The sequence below is a fragment of the Streptomyces sp. NPDC026515 genome, assembly GCF_055567595.1.
Genome location: NZ_JBVHQD010000001.1, coordinates 105,256 through 119,846, shown reverse-complemented (window position 1 = coordinate 119,846; position 14,591 = coordinate 105,256). Strand labels below are relative to the sequence as shown.

The 14,591-nt window shown below is 70.7% G+C and carries 13 protein-coding genes; 4 read left to right on the top strand and 9 right to left on the bottom strand.

The genetic code is table 11. The features are described from left to right. The first annotated feature begins 43 nt into the window (after nucleotides 1–43). The 3 genes from ACZ4O3_RS00480 (at nucleotide 44) to ACZ4O3_RS00470 (ending at nucleotide 3,439) form a co-directional block, all read left to right on the top strand. Nucleotides 44–988: a sucrase ferredoxin gene (locus ACZ4O3_RS00480; protein WP_467720662.1), complete on the top strand. Its 945-nt coding sequence runs from the start codon at nucleotides 44–46 to the stop codon at nucleotides 986–988. A 118-nt stretch (nucleotides 989–1,106) separates the two neighbouring features. Beyond that, complete coding sequence (locus tag ACZ4O3_RS00475) at nucleotides 1,107–2,762, top strand: ATP-binding protein (RefSeq protein WP_467720661.1); 1,656 nt, start codon at nucleotides 1,107–1,109, stop codon at nucleotides 2,760–2,762. After that, on the top strand, nucleotides 2,759–3,439 hold the full coding sequence (locus ACZ4O3_RS00470; RefSeq protein WP_467720660.1) for a response regulator: 681 nt from the start codon (nucleotides 2,759–2,761) through the stop codon (nucleotides 3,437–3,439). Before ACZ4O3_RS00475 ends, ACZ4O3_RS00470 begins: the two co-directional genes overlap by 4 nt. A 6-nt stretch (nucleotides 3,440–3,445) precedes the next feature. Here ACZ4O3_RS00470 and ACZ4O3_RS00465 read toward each other — a convergent pair whose 3' ends face one another. From ACZ4O3_RS00465 to ACZ4O3_RS00455, 3 genes are read right to left on the bottom strand one after another with little or no spacing between them, the layout of a single operon-like run. Continuing rightward, nucleotides 3,446–4,504 carry an ABC transporter substrate-binding protein gene (locus ACZ4O3_RS00465; RefSeq protein ID WP_362718320.1) on the bottom strand — a complete coding sequence of 353 codons (1,059 nt, stop codon included), beginning with the start codon at nucleotides 4,502–4,504 and terminating at the stop codon, nucleotides 3,446–3,448. A 53-nt stretch (nucleotides 4,505–4,557) separates the two neighbouring features. Beyond that, nucleotides 4,558–5,421, bottom strand: coding sequence for an ABC transporter permease (locus tag ACZ4O3_RS00460; protein ID WP_362718322.1), 864 nt, complete (start codon nucleotides 5,419–5,421; stop codon nucleotides 4,558–4,560). Next, nucleotides 5,411–6,226: an ABC transporter ATP-binding protein gene (locus tag ACZ4O3_RS00455; protein ID WP_384993048.1), complete on the bottom strand. Its 816-nt coding sequence runs from the start codon at nucleotides 6,224–6,226 to the stop codon at nucleotides 5,411–5,413. The genes ACZ4O3_RS00460 and ACZ4O3_RS00455 overlap by 11 nt, the downstream gene beginning before the upstream one ends. A gap of 158 nt (nucleotides 6,227–6,384) precedes the next feature. Between ACZ4O3_RS00455 and ACZ4O3_RS00450 the strand changes: the two genes are divergently transcribed. Further along, the gene (locus ACZ4O3_RS00450; RefSeq protein WP_362718328.1) at nucleotides 6,385–7,077 is read left to right on the top strand and encodes a response regulator; all 693 of its coding nucleotides are present in this window, start codon (nucleotides 6,385–6,387) and stop codon (nucleotides 7,075–7,077) included. Between the two features lie 15 nt (nucleotides 7,078–7,092). On the opposite strand, the gene ACZ4O3_RS00445 is transcribed toward ACZ4O3_RS00450, so the two are convergent. The 6 genes from ACZ4O3_RS00445 to ACZ4O3_RS00420 form a co-directional block, all read right to left on the bottom strand. Continuing rightward, the gene (locus tag ACZ4O3_RS00445) at nucleotides 7,093–8,685 is read right to left on the bottom strand and encodes a solute symporter family protein (RefSeq protein ID WP_467720991.1); all 1,593 of its coding nucleotides are present in this window, start codon (nucleotides 8,683–8,685) and stop codon (nucleotides 7,093–7,095) included. Then, entirely contained in the window at nucleotides 8,685–9,239 is a 555-nt protein-coding gene (locus ACZ4O3_RS00440; RefSeq protein ID WP_467720659.1) for a DUF485 domain-containing protein, read from the bottom strand. The genes ACZ4O3_RS00445 and ACZ4O3_RS00440 overlap by 1 nt, the downstream gene beginning before the upstream one ends. A gap of 69 nt (nucleotides 9,240–9,308) precedes the next feature. Further along, nucleotides 9,309–9,989, bottom strand: coding sequence for a response regulator transcription factor (locus ACZ4O3_RS00435; RefSeq protein WP_362718336.1), 681 nt, complete (start codon nucleotides 9,987–9,989; stop codon nucleotides 9,309–9,311). Next, the gene (locus tag ACZ4O3_RS00430; RefSeq protein WP_362718338.1) at nucleotides 9,986–11,137 is read right to left on the bottom strand and encodes a sensor histidine kinase; all 1,152 of its coding nucleotides are present in this window, start codon (nucleotides 11,135–11,137) and stop codon (nucleotides 9,986–9,988) included. The genes ACZ4O3_RS00435 and ACZ4O3_RS00430 overlap by 4 nt, the downstream gene beginning before the upstream one ends. Further along, entirely contained in the window at nucleotides 11,134–11,667 is a 534-nt protein-coding gene (locus ACZ4O3_RS00425) for a DUF1453 domain-containing protein (RefSeq protein WP_362718341.1), read from the bottom strand. Before ACZ4O3_RS00425 ends, ACZ4O3_RS00430 begins: the two co-directional genes overlap by 4 nt. A gap of 613 nt (nucleotides 11,668–12,280) precedes the next feature. Beyond that, complete coding sequence (locus ACZ4O3_RS00420; RefSeq protein ID WP_467720658.1) at nucleotides 12,281–14,404, bottom strand: DNA gyrase/topoisomerase IV subunit B; 2,124 nt, start codon at nucleotides 14,402–14,404, stop codon at nucleotides 12,281–12,283. Nucleotides 14,405–14,591: the final 187 nt, after the last annotated feature.

Genomic DNA, 14,591 nt, shown 5'->3' with positions numbered 1-14,591 from the left:
GGCCGGAAGTCGCCGACCCCAGAGTCAGGTTAGGCTCACCTCTGTGAGTAGGTGCACAACCGTCTCCCGGCTGCTCGACGAGCCCGTCTGCGGCACCGCCGCCACCGCGACGACATGGCTGCTGCTGGAACAGCCCGGCCCGTGGGGTCCCAAGGCGCTCACTTCGAGCCATCTGGACCCCGCGCTGGGCCGTGCCCTGGAGGCCGCCGCCCAGGGGACCGGCGTGCGGATCGCGCTCATCCGCCGCCCCGGCCGCCACGCCGATCCCGGCACCCCCGGGATGCGCCAGGTGTACGTGGCCCACACGGTTCCCGGGAACGTCTGGCTGCACGGCGCCGCCACCCGCGACCCGGAGCGGTTGCTCGGCCTGGACTTCGCCGCGCTCGGCGCGGGGGACCACCGTTCGTTCGGGTCCGCGCTCGGCGGCCGGCCGCACGCGGGCGGCCCCCTCGCGCTCGTCTGCACCAACGGCAAGCGCGACCGCTGCTGCGCCCTGCTCGGCCGCCCGCTCGCCGCCGATCTGGCCGCGTCCGGAGTGACGGGCACCTGGGAAGTCACTCATCTGGGTGGTCATCGCTTCTCGCCGACGGTGCTCGTGCTGCCGCACGGCTACGCGTACGGCCGCGCCGAGGCCCATGCCGTCAAGAAGGTCCTGCACGGCCTCCAGGAGGGCCGTGTGGTGCTGGAAGGCTGCCGGGGGCGCTCCGCCTGGGAACGGCCCGGCCAGGCGGCCGAACTGGCCGTGCGCGAGGCGGCGGGCGAGTACGCGGCGGACACGCTGAGCGTCGTACGGACCGCGGGCGCGGCCCCGCGCTGGGACGTCACCGTCGCCCACACCGACGGCCGCCGCTGGCGGGTGGGCGTGGCACAGGGCACCTCCCTGCCGCCCCGTCCGGAGAGCTGCGGGGTGTCGGTGCTCGGGTCGCCGGCCCGGATGGACGTGGTCTCGCTGCGACAGCTGGGGACGACGACGGCTCTGGCGAGCTGACGCGGCCTCGGCGGGTGTGCCGGCGCGGCCCCGACGGCCGATTCCCCCATGAAACAGTCAAGAGATCCACGCCACACCCCCTACGGCCCGGAGCGCCCGCCCACGTACCGTCGTGGGCATGAGCCCCACTCCCCCCGCACGCCGCCTGCGCTTCGGTCTGCCCCGACGGGCGTTCTCGCAGGTCCTGCTGATGCAGGTGGTGATCGCCGCGGGCGTCGCGGTGCTGGCGACCGGGCTCTTCCTGGCGCCGCTGAGCAAACAGCTGGACCAGGAGGCGATGCGCCGGGCGCTCGCGATCGCGCAGACCACGGCCCAGGACCCGCAGATCGCCGAAGGCGTCCTCACCACCCGGCCGACCACGACCGGCCCGGTCCAGCGGGAGGCGGAACGGATCCGGAAGGCCACCCGTGCCGAGTACATCGTGGTGATGGACCTGCGGGGATTCCGCTGGTCGCACACCACGCCCTCGGAGATCGGCCGGCATGTCTCGACCTCCCCGGACGAGGCACTGGCCGGCAGGGACGTCATGCAGATCGACAACGGCACCCTGGGCCGCTCCGCGCGCGGCAAGGTGCCCTTGTACGACTCGCGCCACCGGATCATCGGGGCGGTCTCGGTGGGCATCGCGTACGACAGCGTCCGGGCACGCCTGCTCAGTGCCATCCCCGGCCTGTTCGCCTATGCCGGCGGCGCCCTCGCAGTCGGTGCGCTGGCCGCCTGGCTGATCTCCCGGCGCGTCCAGCGGCAGACCCGCGACCTGGCCTTCTCCGACATCTCCGCCCTGCTCGCCGAGCGCGAGGCGATGCTGCACGGCATCCGGGAGGGCGTCGTCGCGCTCGACGGCGGCGGCCGCATCCGGCTGCTGAACGACGAGGCGAGACGACTGCTCGGCATCGGCGACGAGGCCGTCGGCCGGTCTCCCGACGAGGCCCTCGGCGAGGGCCGTACGACCGATGTCCTGGCCGGCCGGGTGACGGGCACCGATCTGCTCACCGTGCGCGGCCAGCGGGTCCTGGTCGCCAACCGCATGCCCACCGACGACGGCGGCGCCGTCGCCACCCTGCGCGACCGCACCGAGCTGGAGCAGCTCGGCCGCGAACTCGACTCCACACACGGGCTGATCGACGCCCTGCGCGCTCAGGACCACGAGCACGCCAACCGTATGCACACCCTGCTCGGGCTGCTGGAACTGGAGATGTACGACGACGCCGTGGACTTCGTCGGGGAGGTGGTGGGCGACCACCGGGTCACCGCCGAACAGGTCACCGAGAAGATCCACGACCCGCTGCTGGCCGCCCTGCTGGTCGGCAAGGCCACCGTCGCGGCCGAGCGCGGGGTCGCCCTGTGGGTGTCGGACCGCACCTGGCTCCCGGACCGGCTGATCGACCCCAGGGGTCTGGTCACGGTCGTGGGCAATCTCGTGGACAACGCCGTGGACGCGGTCGCCGGCACTCCGCACGCGCGCGTGGAGGTCGAGTTGTGCGCCGAGGGCCGCGCGGTCCTCCTCCGGGTGCGTGACACCGGGCCCGGGATCCCGGCGGAGCAGCGGGAGCTGGTCTTCACCGAGGGGTGGTCCACCAAGAAACCGCCCGCGCACGGCAAGCGCGGTATCGGACTCTCGCTGGTGCGCCGGCTCGCCGAACGGCAGGGCGGCAGCGCGGTCGTGGGCGAGGCGGGCGGCGGGGGCGCGCAGTTCACGGTCGCGCTCCCGGAGGCACTGACCGATGCGGAGCCGGTGCCGGCGCTGGTCCCGGCCGACGAGGAGACGCGATGATCGAGGTCCTGGTGGTGGACGACGACATCCGGGTCGCCCGGGTGAACGCCGCCTACGTCGGGAAGATGCCGGGCTTCCGGGTGGCCGCGGAGGTGCACAGCGCGGCCGAGGCGCTGGGCCGGCTGGCGGCGCTGCCCCGTGTCGACCTGGTCCTCATGGACCACTACCTGCCCGACGACACGGGTCTCGCGGTGGTCCAGGAGATGCGCCGGCGCGGCCACCAGACCGACGTGATCATGGTGACGGCGGCAAGGGACGTGGCGACCGTGCAGGCGGCGATGCGGCACGGCGCTCTGCAGTACCTCGTCAAGCCGTTCGCGTTCGCCGGGCTGCGCGCCAGGCTGGAGGCGTACGCCGAGCTGCGGCGCACCCTGGACGGCGGCGGCGAGGCCGAACAGGCCGAGGTGGACCGGATGTTCGGCGCCCTGTCCTCGAGGGCCGAGCCGGACCTGCCCAAAGGGCACTCCCCCACCACCGCCGAGCTGGTGCGCCAGTCCCTGATGAGCGCCGAGGTCCCGCTGTCCGCTCAGGAGATCGCCGAACGGACCGGGGTGAGCCGCCAGACCGCCCAGCGCTATCTCAAGCTCCTGGAACGCACGGGACGGGCCCGGCTGACCCTCAAGTACGGCGACGCGGGCCGCCCCGAACACCGGTATGTGTGGGCGACCCGCGGCTGAGGCGTGTTACTCGGCGGCTTCGACGAACTCCGTGGTGTACGTCTTGCTCAGGTCGACATCGGCGTTCTGGATGTTCGTGTTGAACGCCTTGAGCACCTTCTCCACGGTCTCCGGGCCGTTCTCGGGCATCACGCCGTCGTCGGTGAACATCGGCAGCGTGCTCTCGATGGACTGCGTGTACAGCGCCTTGTCGCCCTGGGCGTAGTCGGCGGGCATCTTGGCCGCGATCTCGGCGGGGCTGTGCGTGGACATCCACTTGAGCGTCTTGACGAATGCGTTGACGAGCTTCTGGACGGTCTCCTTGTGACCGTTCACCCAGTCCGTCTGCATGTACAGGCTCGACGACGGGTACGGGCCGCCGAGCGCCTTCTGGGAACCTTCCGGCGTCCGCATGTCCAGCAGGACCTTGCCCGCCTTCTTGTCCAGGATGGTCGCCACGGTCGGATCGGTCGTCATGCCGCCGTCGATGGAGCCCTGCTGGAGCGCCGAGATGAAGGTCGCGCCCGCTCCGACGGCGACCGGCGAGAAGTCGCTGACCTTCACCCCGTTCTTGACGGCGAGGTACTTGGTCAGGAAGTCGGTCGAGGACCCGAGGCTGGTGATGCCGAGCTTCTTCCCCTTGAAGTCCTTCGGCGAGGTGATGTCGCCCGCCGCCTTGGTGGAGACGACCTCCACCTCACCGGGAGCGCGGGAGAACTGCACGACGGACTCCACCGCCTTGCCCTTGGTCTGGAGGTCCAGCGTGTGGTCGTAGAACCCGACCGTCCCCTGCACCTGCCCGGCGACGAGCGCGGTCTCGGCCTGGACACCGGCCGGCTCGGTCAGCAGCTCCACGTCGAGGCCCTCGGCGTCGAAGTAGCCGAGCCGCTGGGTGAGCATGGCCGGCATGTAGATGACCTTGTCCAGGCCACCGACCATGATCTTGACCTTCGTGCCCTTGCCGTCACCCTTGCTGCCGGATCCGGTGGAGGCGGTGCTCGCCGCGTCGTTGGCGCAGGCGGTGAGGGAGGACAGGGCGAGCAGGCCGGCGGCGGCCAGGGTGGAGTATCTGGCGGACTTGCGCATGACGGTTCACGTCCTTGTGAGAGGGCGGTGCGGGGAGGAGGCGAGGGGGCAGGTCAGCTGTCGGAGTCCGACGGCTTCCAGCGGAAGATGCGGCGCTCGGCGAACGTGAGCAGCCCTTCGGCGGCGAGTGCGACGACGGCGAGGATGACCATCGCGGCGTAGACACCGGCCGCGTTGAAGGTGCCCTGCGACTGCGCGACGAGCAGGCCGATGCCCTTGGTGGCACCGATGTACTCGCCGACGATGGCGCCGATCAGGGCGAAGCCGAAGCTGACGTGGAGGCTGGTGAAGATCCAGGAGGTGGCGGAGGGAATGACGACCTGGAGGGTCACCCTGCGGTCGCTCGCGCCGAGGATCCGGGCGTTGGCGACCAGGTTGCGGTCGACCTCGCGGGCGCCCTGGAAGGCGTTGAAGAACACCGGGAAGAAGACCAGGACGACGGCGGAGGCGACCTTGGACGAGGCGCCGAGCCCGAACCAGATCACGAAGATGGGGGCGAGCACGATCCTGGGGATCGAGTTGAGCACCTTGATGTAGGGACCGAGGACATCGGCGAGGAACGCGATACGGCCCAGGGCGATACCGCAGACCACACCGGCGACGACCCCGATGACCCAGCCGAGCAGCGCCTCGTAGAGCGTGTACCAGATCTGCTCGCCCAGGGAGCCGAGGGCGGTGCCGTGGTTCACCCAGGTCCAGATCTGGTCCCAGATCTTCGACGGCATCGAGAAGTTGAACGGATCGATGACCTCGGCCCGGGACAGCACCTCCCACAGCCCGAGGACGGCCACCAGGAGCAGCACCCGCACGGCGAACACGATCACCTTGCGTCTGCGGGCGGCCTGGGCCCGCGACCGCGCGCGGTCCGGGGCCTTGGCCGTCTCGACGACCGGTGTGCTGAGGATCTCAGGCGACATGAGCGGCACCCCTCTCGCGGGTGATGCGGACCTCTTCGCCGAGGGACTCCCAGATCTCGCGGTAGATCTCGATGAACCGCGGCTCCAGACGCACCGACTCGACCTTGCGGGGGCGGGGCAGGTCGATGTCGAAGACCTGCTTGACGGTCGCGGGCCCGGCGGTCATGACGACGACCTTGTCGGCCAGCGCGATGGACTCCTCCAGGTCGTGGGTGACGAAGACGACCGAGGCGCCGGTGCCCTCCCACAGCTCAAGGAGTTCGTCCGACATCAGGGCCCGGGTCTGCACGTCGAGCGCGGAGAACGGCTCGTCCATGAGCAGGATCTCGGGGTCGTTGACGAAGGTCGCCGCGAGCGCCACGCGCTTGCGCTGACCGCCGGAGAGCTGGTGCGGATAACGGTCCTCGAAGGCGGCGAGTCCGACCCGGGCCAGCCAGGCGCGGGCCTTCTCCTTCGCCTCCGCCTTCGGCACGCCCCGGAAGCGGGGACCGGCCATCACGTTCGACAGCACGGTCCGCCAGGGGAAGGTGGCGTCCTGCTGGAAGACGAAACCGACCTTGTCGCCGACGCCGGCCACCGGCGCGCCGGCCACCAGCACCTCGCCCCGGCTGGGCTCCTCCAGCCCGCTGACCAGGGTCAGCGTGGTGGACTTGCCGCAACCCGTCGGCCCTACGACGGCCACGAACTCACCACGCCCCACGGTGAGGTCGAGGTCGTGGACAGCCGTGTGCAGACCCCCCGACGGGGTCTTGAAGATCTTGCTCGCGCCCCGCAGCTCGATGGCGGGGCTGGTGTCTGCGCTCATGAGCCGGGACGGTAGGTGTGGCCCGGACCACAACAGCAGTCTTCTGGGCGCAAGCCGTTCTTTTGCTCGCAAGCACCTGTTGTGCTCGTTTTGCGCGCGCTAGAACTGCGCAGACGAAACACGGGCTTAACGCTCGCCGGCCTTGAAGGAGAGGCCTGATGATTGACGTCCTGGTGGTCGATGACGACTTCCGCGTCGCTGAGATAAACGCCAAGTACGTGGGGAAGGTTCCCGGCTTCCGGGTGGCCGCCCGCGCACACAGTGCCGCCCAGGCCCTGGCCGCCGTGGAACGCGGCACCATCGACCTGGTCCTGCTGGACCACTATCTGCCGGACCGGACCGGCCTCGAACTCGTCCACCTGATGCGGGAACAGGGCCACGGCACCGACGTCATCATGATCACGGCCGCCAGCGACGTGACCACCGTCCAGAGGGCGATGCGGCTGGGCGCCCTGCACTACCTGGTCAAGCCGTTCACCTTCGCCGCCCTGCGCACCCGCCTCGACTCCTACGCGGCGCTGCGCCGCACCGTCGACCGGGTCGGCGGCCGGGGGCTGACCGGCCAGGAGCAGGTCGACCGGATCTTCGGCGCGCTGCGCACCTCACCGGCCCCGTCCGCGCCCGGGCTGCCCAGCGGCCACTCCGAACCCACCACCGACCTCATCTGCGGCGTCCTGCACCGCGCCGAACATCCGCTCTCGGCCCACGAGGTCGCCGCCGAGACCGGCCTCAGCCGGTCCACCGCCCAGCGCTACCTCCGCCACCTGGAACAGGCGGGCCGGCTCCGCCTCTCCCTCAAGTACGGCGACACGGGCCGCCCGGAACACCGGTACGCCTGGGTGGCGCCGTAGCGGCCGCGACGCGGGTCAGACGGCCCCCGCCCCGGTCAGCGACCGCACCTCGGTCTCCGCGTGCTTGGCCTCGTCCGGCACCTCGTCCGAGGTGACCGTGCCGAGCCACCCGGCGAGGAAGCCGAGCGGGATGGAGACGATCCCCGGGTTCTGCAACGGGAAGTACTGGAAGTCCACGGCCGGGAACAGCGCGCCCGGGCTTCCGGAGACGACCGGGGACAGCACGACCAGGCCCACGGCCGGGATCAGCCCGCCGTATACGGCCCACACCGCGCCGCGGGTGGTGAACCCCCGCCAGAACAGTGAGTACAGCAACGCGGGCAGGTTGGCCGAGGCGGCCACCGCGAACGCCAGCCCCACCAGGAAGGCGACGTTCATGTCGCGGGCCAGCAGGCCCAGAGCGATCGCGACCACCCCGATGCCGACCGCGGACGTCCGCGCCACCGCCACCTCGCCGCGCTGCTTGGCGCGCGGCCTGCGCAGCGAGGCATACAGGTCGTGGGCGACGGACGCCGAGGAGGAAAGGGTGATCCCGGCGACCACCGCCAGAATCGTCGCGAACGCGACGGCGGCGACGACCGCGAACAGAACGGTTCCCCCGGTGGAGCCCTCGCCGCCGCCCAGGTCAAGCGCCAGCAGGGGGACCGCCGTGTTTCCCGCCTCGTTCGACGCACGCACCGCGTCCGGGCCGACGACGGCGGCGGCCCCGAACCCCAGCACGATCGCCATCAGATAGAAGCCGCCGATGAGCCCGATCGACCAGACCGTGGACCGCCGGGCCGCCCTGGCCGTCGGCACCGTGTAGAAGCGGGACAGGATGTGCGGCAGCCCGGCCGTGCCCAGCACCAGCGCCAGCCCCAGGCTGATGAAATCGAACCGCGCGCTCCAGCCGCCGCCGTACTTGAGGCCCGGTGCCAGGAAGGCCTTCCCGTGTCCACTGCGTTCCGCCGCCGTGAGCAGCAGCCTGTCGATATTGCCGTGGAAGTGCAGCATCACCAGCACGGTCAGCACCACCGTCCCGCCCAGCAGCAGGACCGCCTTCACGATCTGGATCCAGGTGGTCGCCCGCATCCCTCCCAACGACACATAGATCACCATCAGCGCGCCGACCCCGATGACCGTCCACACCTGCGCGGCCTCGCTGGTCCGTCCGAGCAGCAGCGCCACCAGGCTGCCCGCTCCCACCATTTGCGCCACCAAATAGAAAACGGACACGGTGATCGAGGAAGTTCCCGCGGCGATCCGTACCGGCCGCTCCCGCATCCGTGCCGCGACCACGTCGGCGAGCGTGAACCGCCCGCAGTTACGGACCAGTTCGGCCACCAGGAACAGCACGACCAGCCAGGCGACCAGAAAGCCCACCGCGTACAGCAGCCCGTCGTAGCCGAAGAGTGCGATGAGCCCGGTCACGCCGAGGAACGAGGCCGCCGACATGTAGTCGCCTGCGATGGCAAAGCCATTTTCCATCGGGGAGAAGAGCCGCCCGCCGGCATAGAACTCCTCCGCGGAACCATGCCGTCGCCGGCTCACCCACGTCGTGATCCCGAGCGTCACCGCGACGAACGCGCTGAACAGCAGCAGAGCCAGCGTCTGGTGATGCCCCGTCATCATTCACCACCCCGCGCGCCCCGGGTCAGCTCCTGCGTGTCCCAGCGCAGCTCCAGCGCGGCACGGTCCCTGCGCAACCGCGCGTGCCGGGCGTAGGCCCACGTGAGCAGGAACGTGGTGAGGAACTGCCCGAGGCCCGCGACCATCGCCACGTTCACCGCCCCCGCGACGGGCCTGGCCATCAGCCCCGGCGCGCTCGTCGCGGTCACCACGTACCCGACGTACCAGGTGAGGAAGACGGCGACGCCCGGCACCACGAACCTCCGGTAACGGCTGCGCACTTCCTGGAAGGCCGCACTGCGCTGCACCTCCAGGTACACGTCGCGGGCGCGGACCGCCGCCCCCTCCCGCTCCGTCCGCGCGGCCGGTACGCCCGGAGCAGGCACCCCGGTGCCGTCCAGCTCGCCCCAGCCGGACGCCAGGGCGTCGTACCAGGGGTCCTCGTACCTGACTTCTCGGGAGGCCGCGCCGAACTCGCCCTGGCGCTCGTGCTGCTCGGCCGAACTCTCGGGACCGCCCCCGCCGTCGCGGTGACGACCATTGCTTGACTGCATGCCCCAGGATGGACAGATCGGGAAGATCCCCGACACTTCTTCCCGCGGCTCTTCACCCCATCAGGTGACTCAATCCGCTGGTGGCCGCGCCAGTCCCTTGCCGTAGGCGTAACGCACCGCCTGGGCCCGGTCCTTGAGCCCCGTCTTGGCGAACAGGTTGTTGATGTGAGTCTTCACGGTCGCGGTGGAGACATGCAGGCGGCGCGCGATCTCCTGGTTGGTGAGCCCCTCGGCGATCAGCACCAGGACCTCGGTCTCCCGCGCGGTCAGCCCGTCGGGTGCCTCGGTGGCCACGGCCGCCGCCGGCTCGGGCTGCGACAGCCGCTCCAGCAGCCGCCGTTGGATGCTCGGGGACAGTCCCGCGTCCCCGGAGAGCACGCTGTGCACCGCCCGCACGATCTCGTCGCCGCCCGCGTCCTTGGTGAGATAGCCACGGGCACCGGCCTTCAGCGCCGGAAACAGCGACTCGTCGTCGGCGAACGTGGTGAGCACCACGACCTGCGTCCCCGGGTACTCCGTCCTGATCCGCCGGGTCGCCTCCACTCCGTCACAACGCGGCATCCGCAGATCCATCAGCACCACGTCCGGAGCGAGTTCGGCGACCAGTCGCACGGCCTCCTCCCCGTCGCCCGCCGCGCCCACGACCTCGACGCCGGCCAGCAGGCCGAGGAGCATCACGATGCCCTCCCTGACGACGGTCTGATCGTCCGCGACCACCACCCGCGCGGGCTTCTTCTCCCCCTCCGTCATACGGGCACCCTCAACGTCACCGCGAACCCCTCGTCGTCACGCCCCGCCTCCAGCGAACCGCCCATCAACTCGGCCCGCTCCCGCATACCCAGCAGACCGTACCCGCTGCCCGCGGCGGTGAGATCGCCGGGACGGCCGCCGGAATCCCTCACGTCCAGGGTCACTTCGTGCTCCTGGTAGTCCAGCCGCACGTGGACCTTGGCACCGTGGGCATGCTTGCGGACGTTGGTCAGCGCCTCCTGGGCGACGCGGCGTACGGCCTGCGACGCCTCCGCCGACAGAGCCCGGCGTTCACCCGTGACAGTGACCTCGGCGCCGTCGGTCGAAGCGACGATCTCCGAGAGGAACTCCTCCAGCGGGGTCAGCTCACCGCGCAGGGCGGACAGCGCCTGGCGGGTCTCGGCCAGTCCGTCCCGGGCCATTGCCCGGGCGGCCACGACCCGTTCGAGAATCTGCTCCCGGTCGGCACCGCGCTCGATCAGCAACCGCGCCGCCTCCAGGTGCACCATCTGGGCCGAGAGGCTGTGGGCGAGCACATCGTGGATCTCCCGCGCGATCCTGGCCCGCTCCGCCAGCGCCGCGGACTCCGCCTCGGCCGCTCTCGCCGCGCGCTCCTGGGTCAGCAGCCGCTGAGCGTGGCCCCGGGCCTCGGCGTCGAGTCTCATCACGTAACCGGCGAGAGCCAGGCCGACGACGGTGGCAGCGGTGGTCAGCCACACGTCGTTGTTGAAGGCCGAGTACGAGGCCAGGGCCACCGTCGTGACGGGGACCGCGATCGCGATCGGCAGCCGCTCCAGGGCGGAGATGCCGCAGCCGCACCAGATCACCAGGGCCGGTCCCCGGAATCCGTTGGCCTCCGCCGCGACCGCGATGGCCAGGAGGACGCCGATGAGGACCAGGGACGGCAGGAGGCGGTGGGCGTAGGTGGTCCGGAAGAAGCCCCAGGAGGCCACTGCGGCCACGACGACCCCCGCCACGGCCGCGGCGATCTCCCAGCCGCGGACGTGCGACTGGTTGAAGGCGCTCCACAGGAGCAGGGCGAGGACCATCAGTCGTACGGCCCAGGCGAGCATGCGCCGGGGCTGGGAGATCCCCGCGCGGCCCAGCGCCTCACGCGAGGGCCAGCTCATCCAGACGCTCTCCGTCACACGCCTTCCTTCCTGGTGACACGGACCATGCCGTCACCGTACGCCCGGGCGGCGCCGCCGGTGGACGGGACGGGAGAGAGGGACTGCGCACGCCAGACGAGGATGCCGGCGCGAACCAGGAGAGTGACCGCCAGTCCGAGCATGAGGGCCGAGCTGTCCTGGTGGACGCCGATGAACGCGCCGAGGGCGACGAGACCGACGCGCACGGCTATCCCGAGGAACCAGACCATCGCGCTGGCCTTGGTGCTCTTGGTCCACACGACCCCGTCGGGCTCCGTCCAGACCCGGGTGGTCCAGGCCCACGCGGCGCCCGTCCCCAGTCCGACCAGCAGTTCCGTAGCGAGCAGCAGGGCGGACTCGGTGCGGTGATGGGCGTCGAGTATCCCGGGTTCGCGCAGCGCGACGACCGCGAGGATCACGGGCAGCACCCACCAGCGCCGGCCCGTGTCGATCGGGCGGGCGCGGAACTGGCGCACGATCACCACGACGACGACTGCCACGATCAGCAACGCATTGACGAGCCCGGCCATCAGAGCCTCCGTGAGCGGGAAGGGGCGGTGCCGGGAGCGGGAGCCGCCGACACCAACGACGCTACGGAAATGTGCAGGTCAGCAGATCGGAGCGTGGGTGGATCACGGGTGGAATCCACCGAGCGGGATCTCTCCACCCTCGGGTGGAGACCCCTGTGCGGGCCTGTCCGGATGGCTGATGCCCGCCGGTGCCGCGCGGTGGTTCGACAGACGGCGTTGTTTTCGTACGGCGGGTGGTCGTGCGGTGGTTCGGCAGGCGTCGGTGCGGCGGTTCCGCGGGTGGAGGATGCGGCGGACCGGGCGGCGTCTCGGGGGACGGCCGGTGGGCCTCTACCGGCTCAGGCCGAGGGTGCGGCGGCCCGAGGGACCGACCCGGGCGGGTGCGCTCCCGTCGGTCGGTTACCCGATCACGGGCGTGGCAGTCGGGCGTGCCCCCGTTGGGACACGCTCACCCCGCATGCACGCCACCGGCAGGCCTCGCCACCACGCGGCCTGCCGCCGCTGCCCGCGCTCGCCGCACTCACCCACGTCCGGCTCGCCGGCCCACCGCCGGCCGGCGGCTCACCGTCCCGGCGTCGGGCCCCGACCCCTCGGCCAAGGCCCGGCGCACCGGCTACGCGTCGATCCGCGACCGGTCCAGCGTCGCCGCCGAGCCGGAGATGAACTCCTTTCGGGGAGCCACGTCGTTGCCCATCAGCAGGTCGAAGACCTGCTCCGCGGCTTCGAGGTCGGAGAGGTTGATCCGTCGCAGGGTGCGGTGGCGCGGGTCCATGGTCGTCTCGGCCAGCTGGTCGGCGTCCATCTCGCCGAGACCCTTGTAGCGCTGGATGGAGTCCTTGTACCGGATGCCCTTGCTCTGGAAGTCCATGAGCTTGTCGCGCAGCTCGCGGTCCGAGTACGTGTACACGTACTTGTCCTGGCCCTTCTTGGGCTGGACGATCTCGACGCGGTGCAGTGGCGGCACCGCCGCGAAGACCCGCCCCGCCTCGACCATGGGCCGCATGTAGCGCTGGAACAGCGTCAGCAGCAGGCAGCGGATGTGGGAGCCGTCGACATCGGCGTCGGTCATCATGATGATCTTGCCGTAGCGGGCCGCGTCGATGTCGAAGGTGCGGCCGGAGCCCGCTCCTATGACCTGGATGATCGCGCCGCACTCGGCGTTCTTGAGCATGTCCGTCACCGAGGACCGCTGCACGTTGAGGATCTTGCCCCGGATGGGCAGCAGCGCCTGGAATTCCGAGTTCCGGGCCAGCTTCGCCGTGCCGAGCGCGGAGTCTCCCTCGACGATGAAGAGTTCGCTGCGCTCGACGTCGTCGCTGCGGCAGTCGGCCAGCTTGGCCGGCAGGGACGAGGACTCCAGGGCGGTCTTCCGGCGCTGCGCGTCCTTGTGCTGACGTGCGGCGATGCGGGTCCGCGCGGCGGCGACGACCTTCTCCAGGACGACCCGGGCCTGGGCGGCCGAGTCCCGCTTGGTGGAGGTGAGGAACGCCTTGAGTTCCTTGGTGACCACGTTGTTCACGATCCGGCGGGCCGCCGAGGTGCCGAGCACCTCCTTGGTCTGGCCCTCGAACTGCGGCTCGGCGAGCCGGACGGTGACGACGGCGGTGAGGCCCTCCAGGGCGTCGTCCTTGACGATGTCGTCCTCGGCGACACGCAGCAGCTTCTTGGCGCGCAGCACCTCGTTGAGGGTCTCGCGGACGGCCTGCTCGAAGCCGGCCATGTGGGTGCCGCCCTTGGGCGTGGCAATGATGTTGACGAACGACCTCAGGGTCGTGTCGTAACCGGTGCCCCAGCGCAGCGCCACGTCGACGCCCAGTTCGCGGGTGACCTCGGTGGGGGTCATCTGGCCGTGGTCGTCCAGGACCGGGACGGTCTCCTTGAAGGTCCCCTGTCCGGAGAAACGGAGGACATCGCAGACCGGCCTGTCGGTGGCCAGGTACTCGCAGAATTCGCTGATGCCGCCGTCGAAGCGGAAGGACTCCTCGCCCTTGCTGCCGTCCGCGCCCAGACCGTACTCGTCACGGACGACGATGGTCAGGCCGGGCACCAGGAACGCCGTCTGGCGTGCCCGCTGGTGAAGGATCTCCAGGGTGAGCTTGGCGTCCTTGAGGAAGATCTGGCGATCGGCCCAGTACCGCACGCGCGTGCCGCTGCGGGTCCTGGGGATCTTCTTGGTCTTGCGCAGCCCGCTCTTGGCCTCGAACTTCGCGTCCGGGCCGTCGCCCGCGAAGGCGCCCGGGACGCCGCGGCGGAAGCTGATCGCGTGCACCTGGCCACCGCGGTCCACCTCGACGTCGAGCCGCGCGGACAGCGCGTTGACCACGGAGGCACCGACGCCGTGCAGACCGCCGGAGGCCGCGTAGGAGCCGCCTCCGAACTTGCCGCCGGCGTGCAGCTTGGTCATCACGACCTCGACGCCGGACAGACCGGTCTTCGGCTCGACGTCCACGGGGATGCCGCGGCCGTTGTCCCGGACCTCGACGGAACCGTCGTCGTGGAGGATGACCTCGATGTGGTCGCCGTAGCCGCCCAGGGCCTCGTCCACGGCGTTGTCGATGATCTCCCACAGGCAGTGCATCAGACCGCGACTGTCGGTCGATCCGATGTACATACCGGGGCGCTTGCGCACTGCCTCGAGGCCCTCAAGGACGAGCAGGTGCCGCGCGGTGTAGTTGGAGCCGTCCCGGTCTGCTCCTGCCAGCAGCGCTGTGGACGGCACGGACGTATCGGCGGTCACGCGGTTCGCTCCTCGCTGAATTTCACTGGTGCCCCTTTTGGGTAAGGGGCCGGCTTCGGTCGCCGTTCAGAGGGTACCGAGGCCTGGTAGAGCCGTTGTAACGCCACCCTCGTCCCGAACTCACCCTAGTCCAGGGTCGTATGCATGTTCGATCCCTCCATGGAGTGAAGTACATATCACGTTCCCT

Coding starts and splice junctions, on each gene's coding strand:
- ACZ4O3_RS00475 (WP_467720661.1), top strand. CDS start 1,107: ATGAGCCCCACTCCCCCCGCACGCCGCCTGCGCTTCGGTCTGCCCCGA.
- ACZ4O3_RS00470 (WP_467720660.1), top strand. CDS start 2,759: ATGATCGAGGTCCTGGTGGTGGACGACGACATCCGGGTCGCCCGGGTG.
- ACZ4O3_RS00465 (WP_362718320.1), bottom strand. CDS start 4,504: ATGCGCAAGTCCGCCAGATACTCCACCCTGGCCGCCGCCGGCCTGCTC.
- ACZ4O3_RS00460 (WP_362718322.1), bottom strand. CDS start 5,421: ATGTCGCCTGAGATCCTCAGCACACCGGTCGTCGAGACGGCCAAGGCC.
- ACZ4O3_RS00455 (WP_384993048.1), bottom strand. CDS start 6,226: ATGAGCGCAGACACCAGCCCCGCCATCGAGCTGCGGGGCGCGAGCAAG.
- ACZ4O3_RS00450 (WP_362718328.1), top strand. CDS start 6,385: ATGATTGACGTCCTGGTGGTCGATGACGACTTCCGCGTCGCTGAGATA.
- ACZ4O3_RS00445 (WP_467720991.1), bottom strand. CDS start 8,685: ATGACGGGGCATCACCAGACGCTGGCTCTGCTGCTGTTCAGCGCGTTC.
- ACZ4O3_RS00440 (WP_467720659.1), bottom strand. CDS start 9,239: ATGCAGTCAAGCAATGGTCGTCACCGCGACGGCGGGGGCGGTCCCGAG.
- ACZ4O3_RS00435 (WP_362718336.1), bottom strand. CDS start 9,989: ATGACGGAGGGGGAGAAGAAGCCCGCGCGGGTGGTGGTCGCGGACGAT.
- ACZ4O3_RS00425 (WP_362718341.1), bottom strand. CDS start 11,667: ATGGCCGGGCTCGTCAATGCGTTGCTGATCGTGGCAGTCGTCGTCGTG.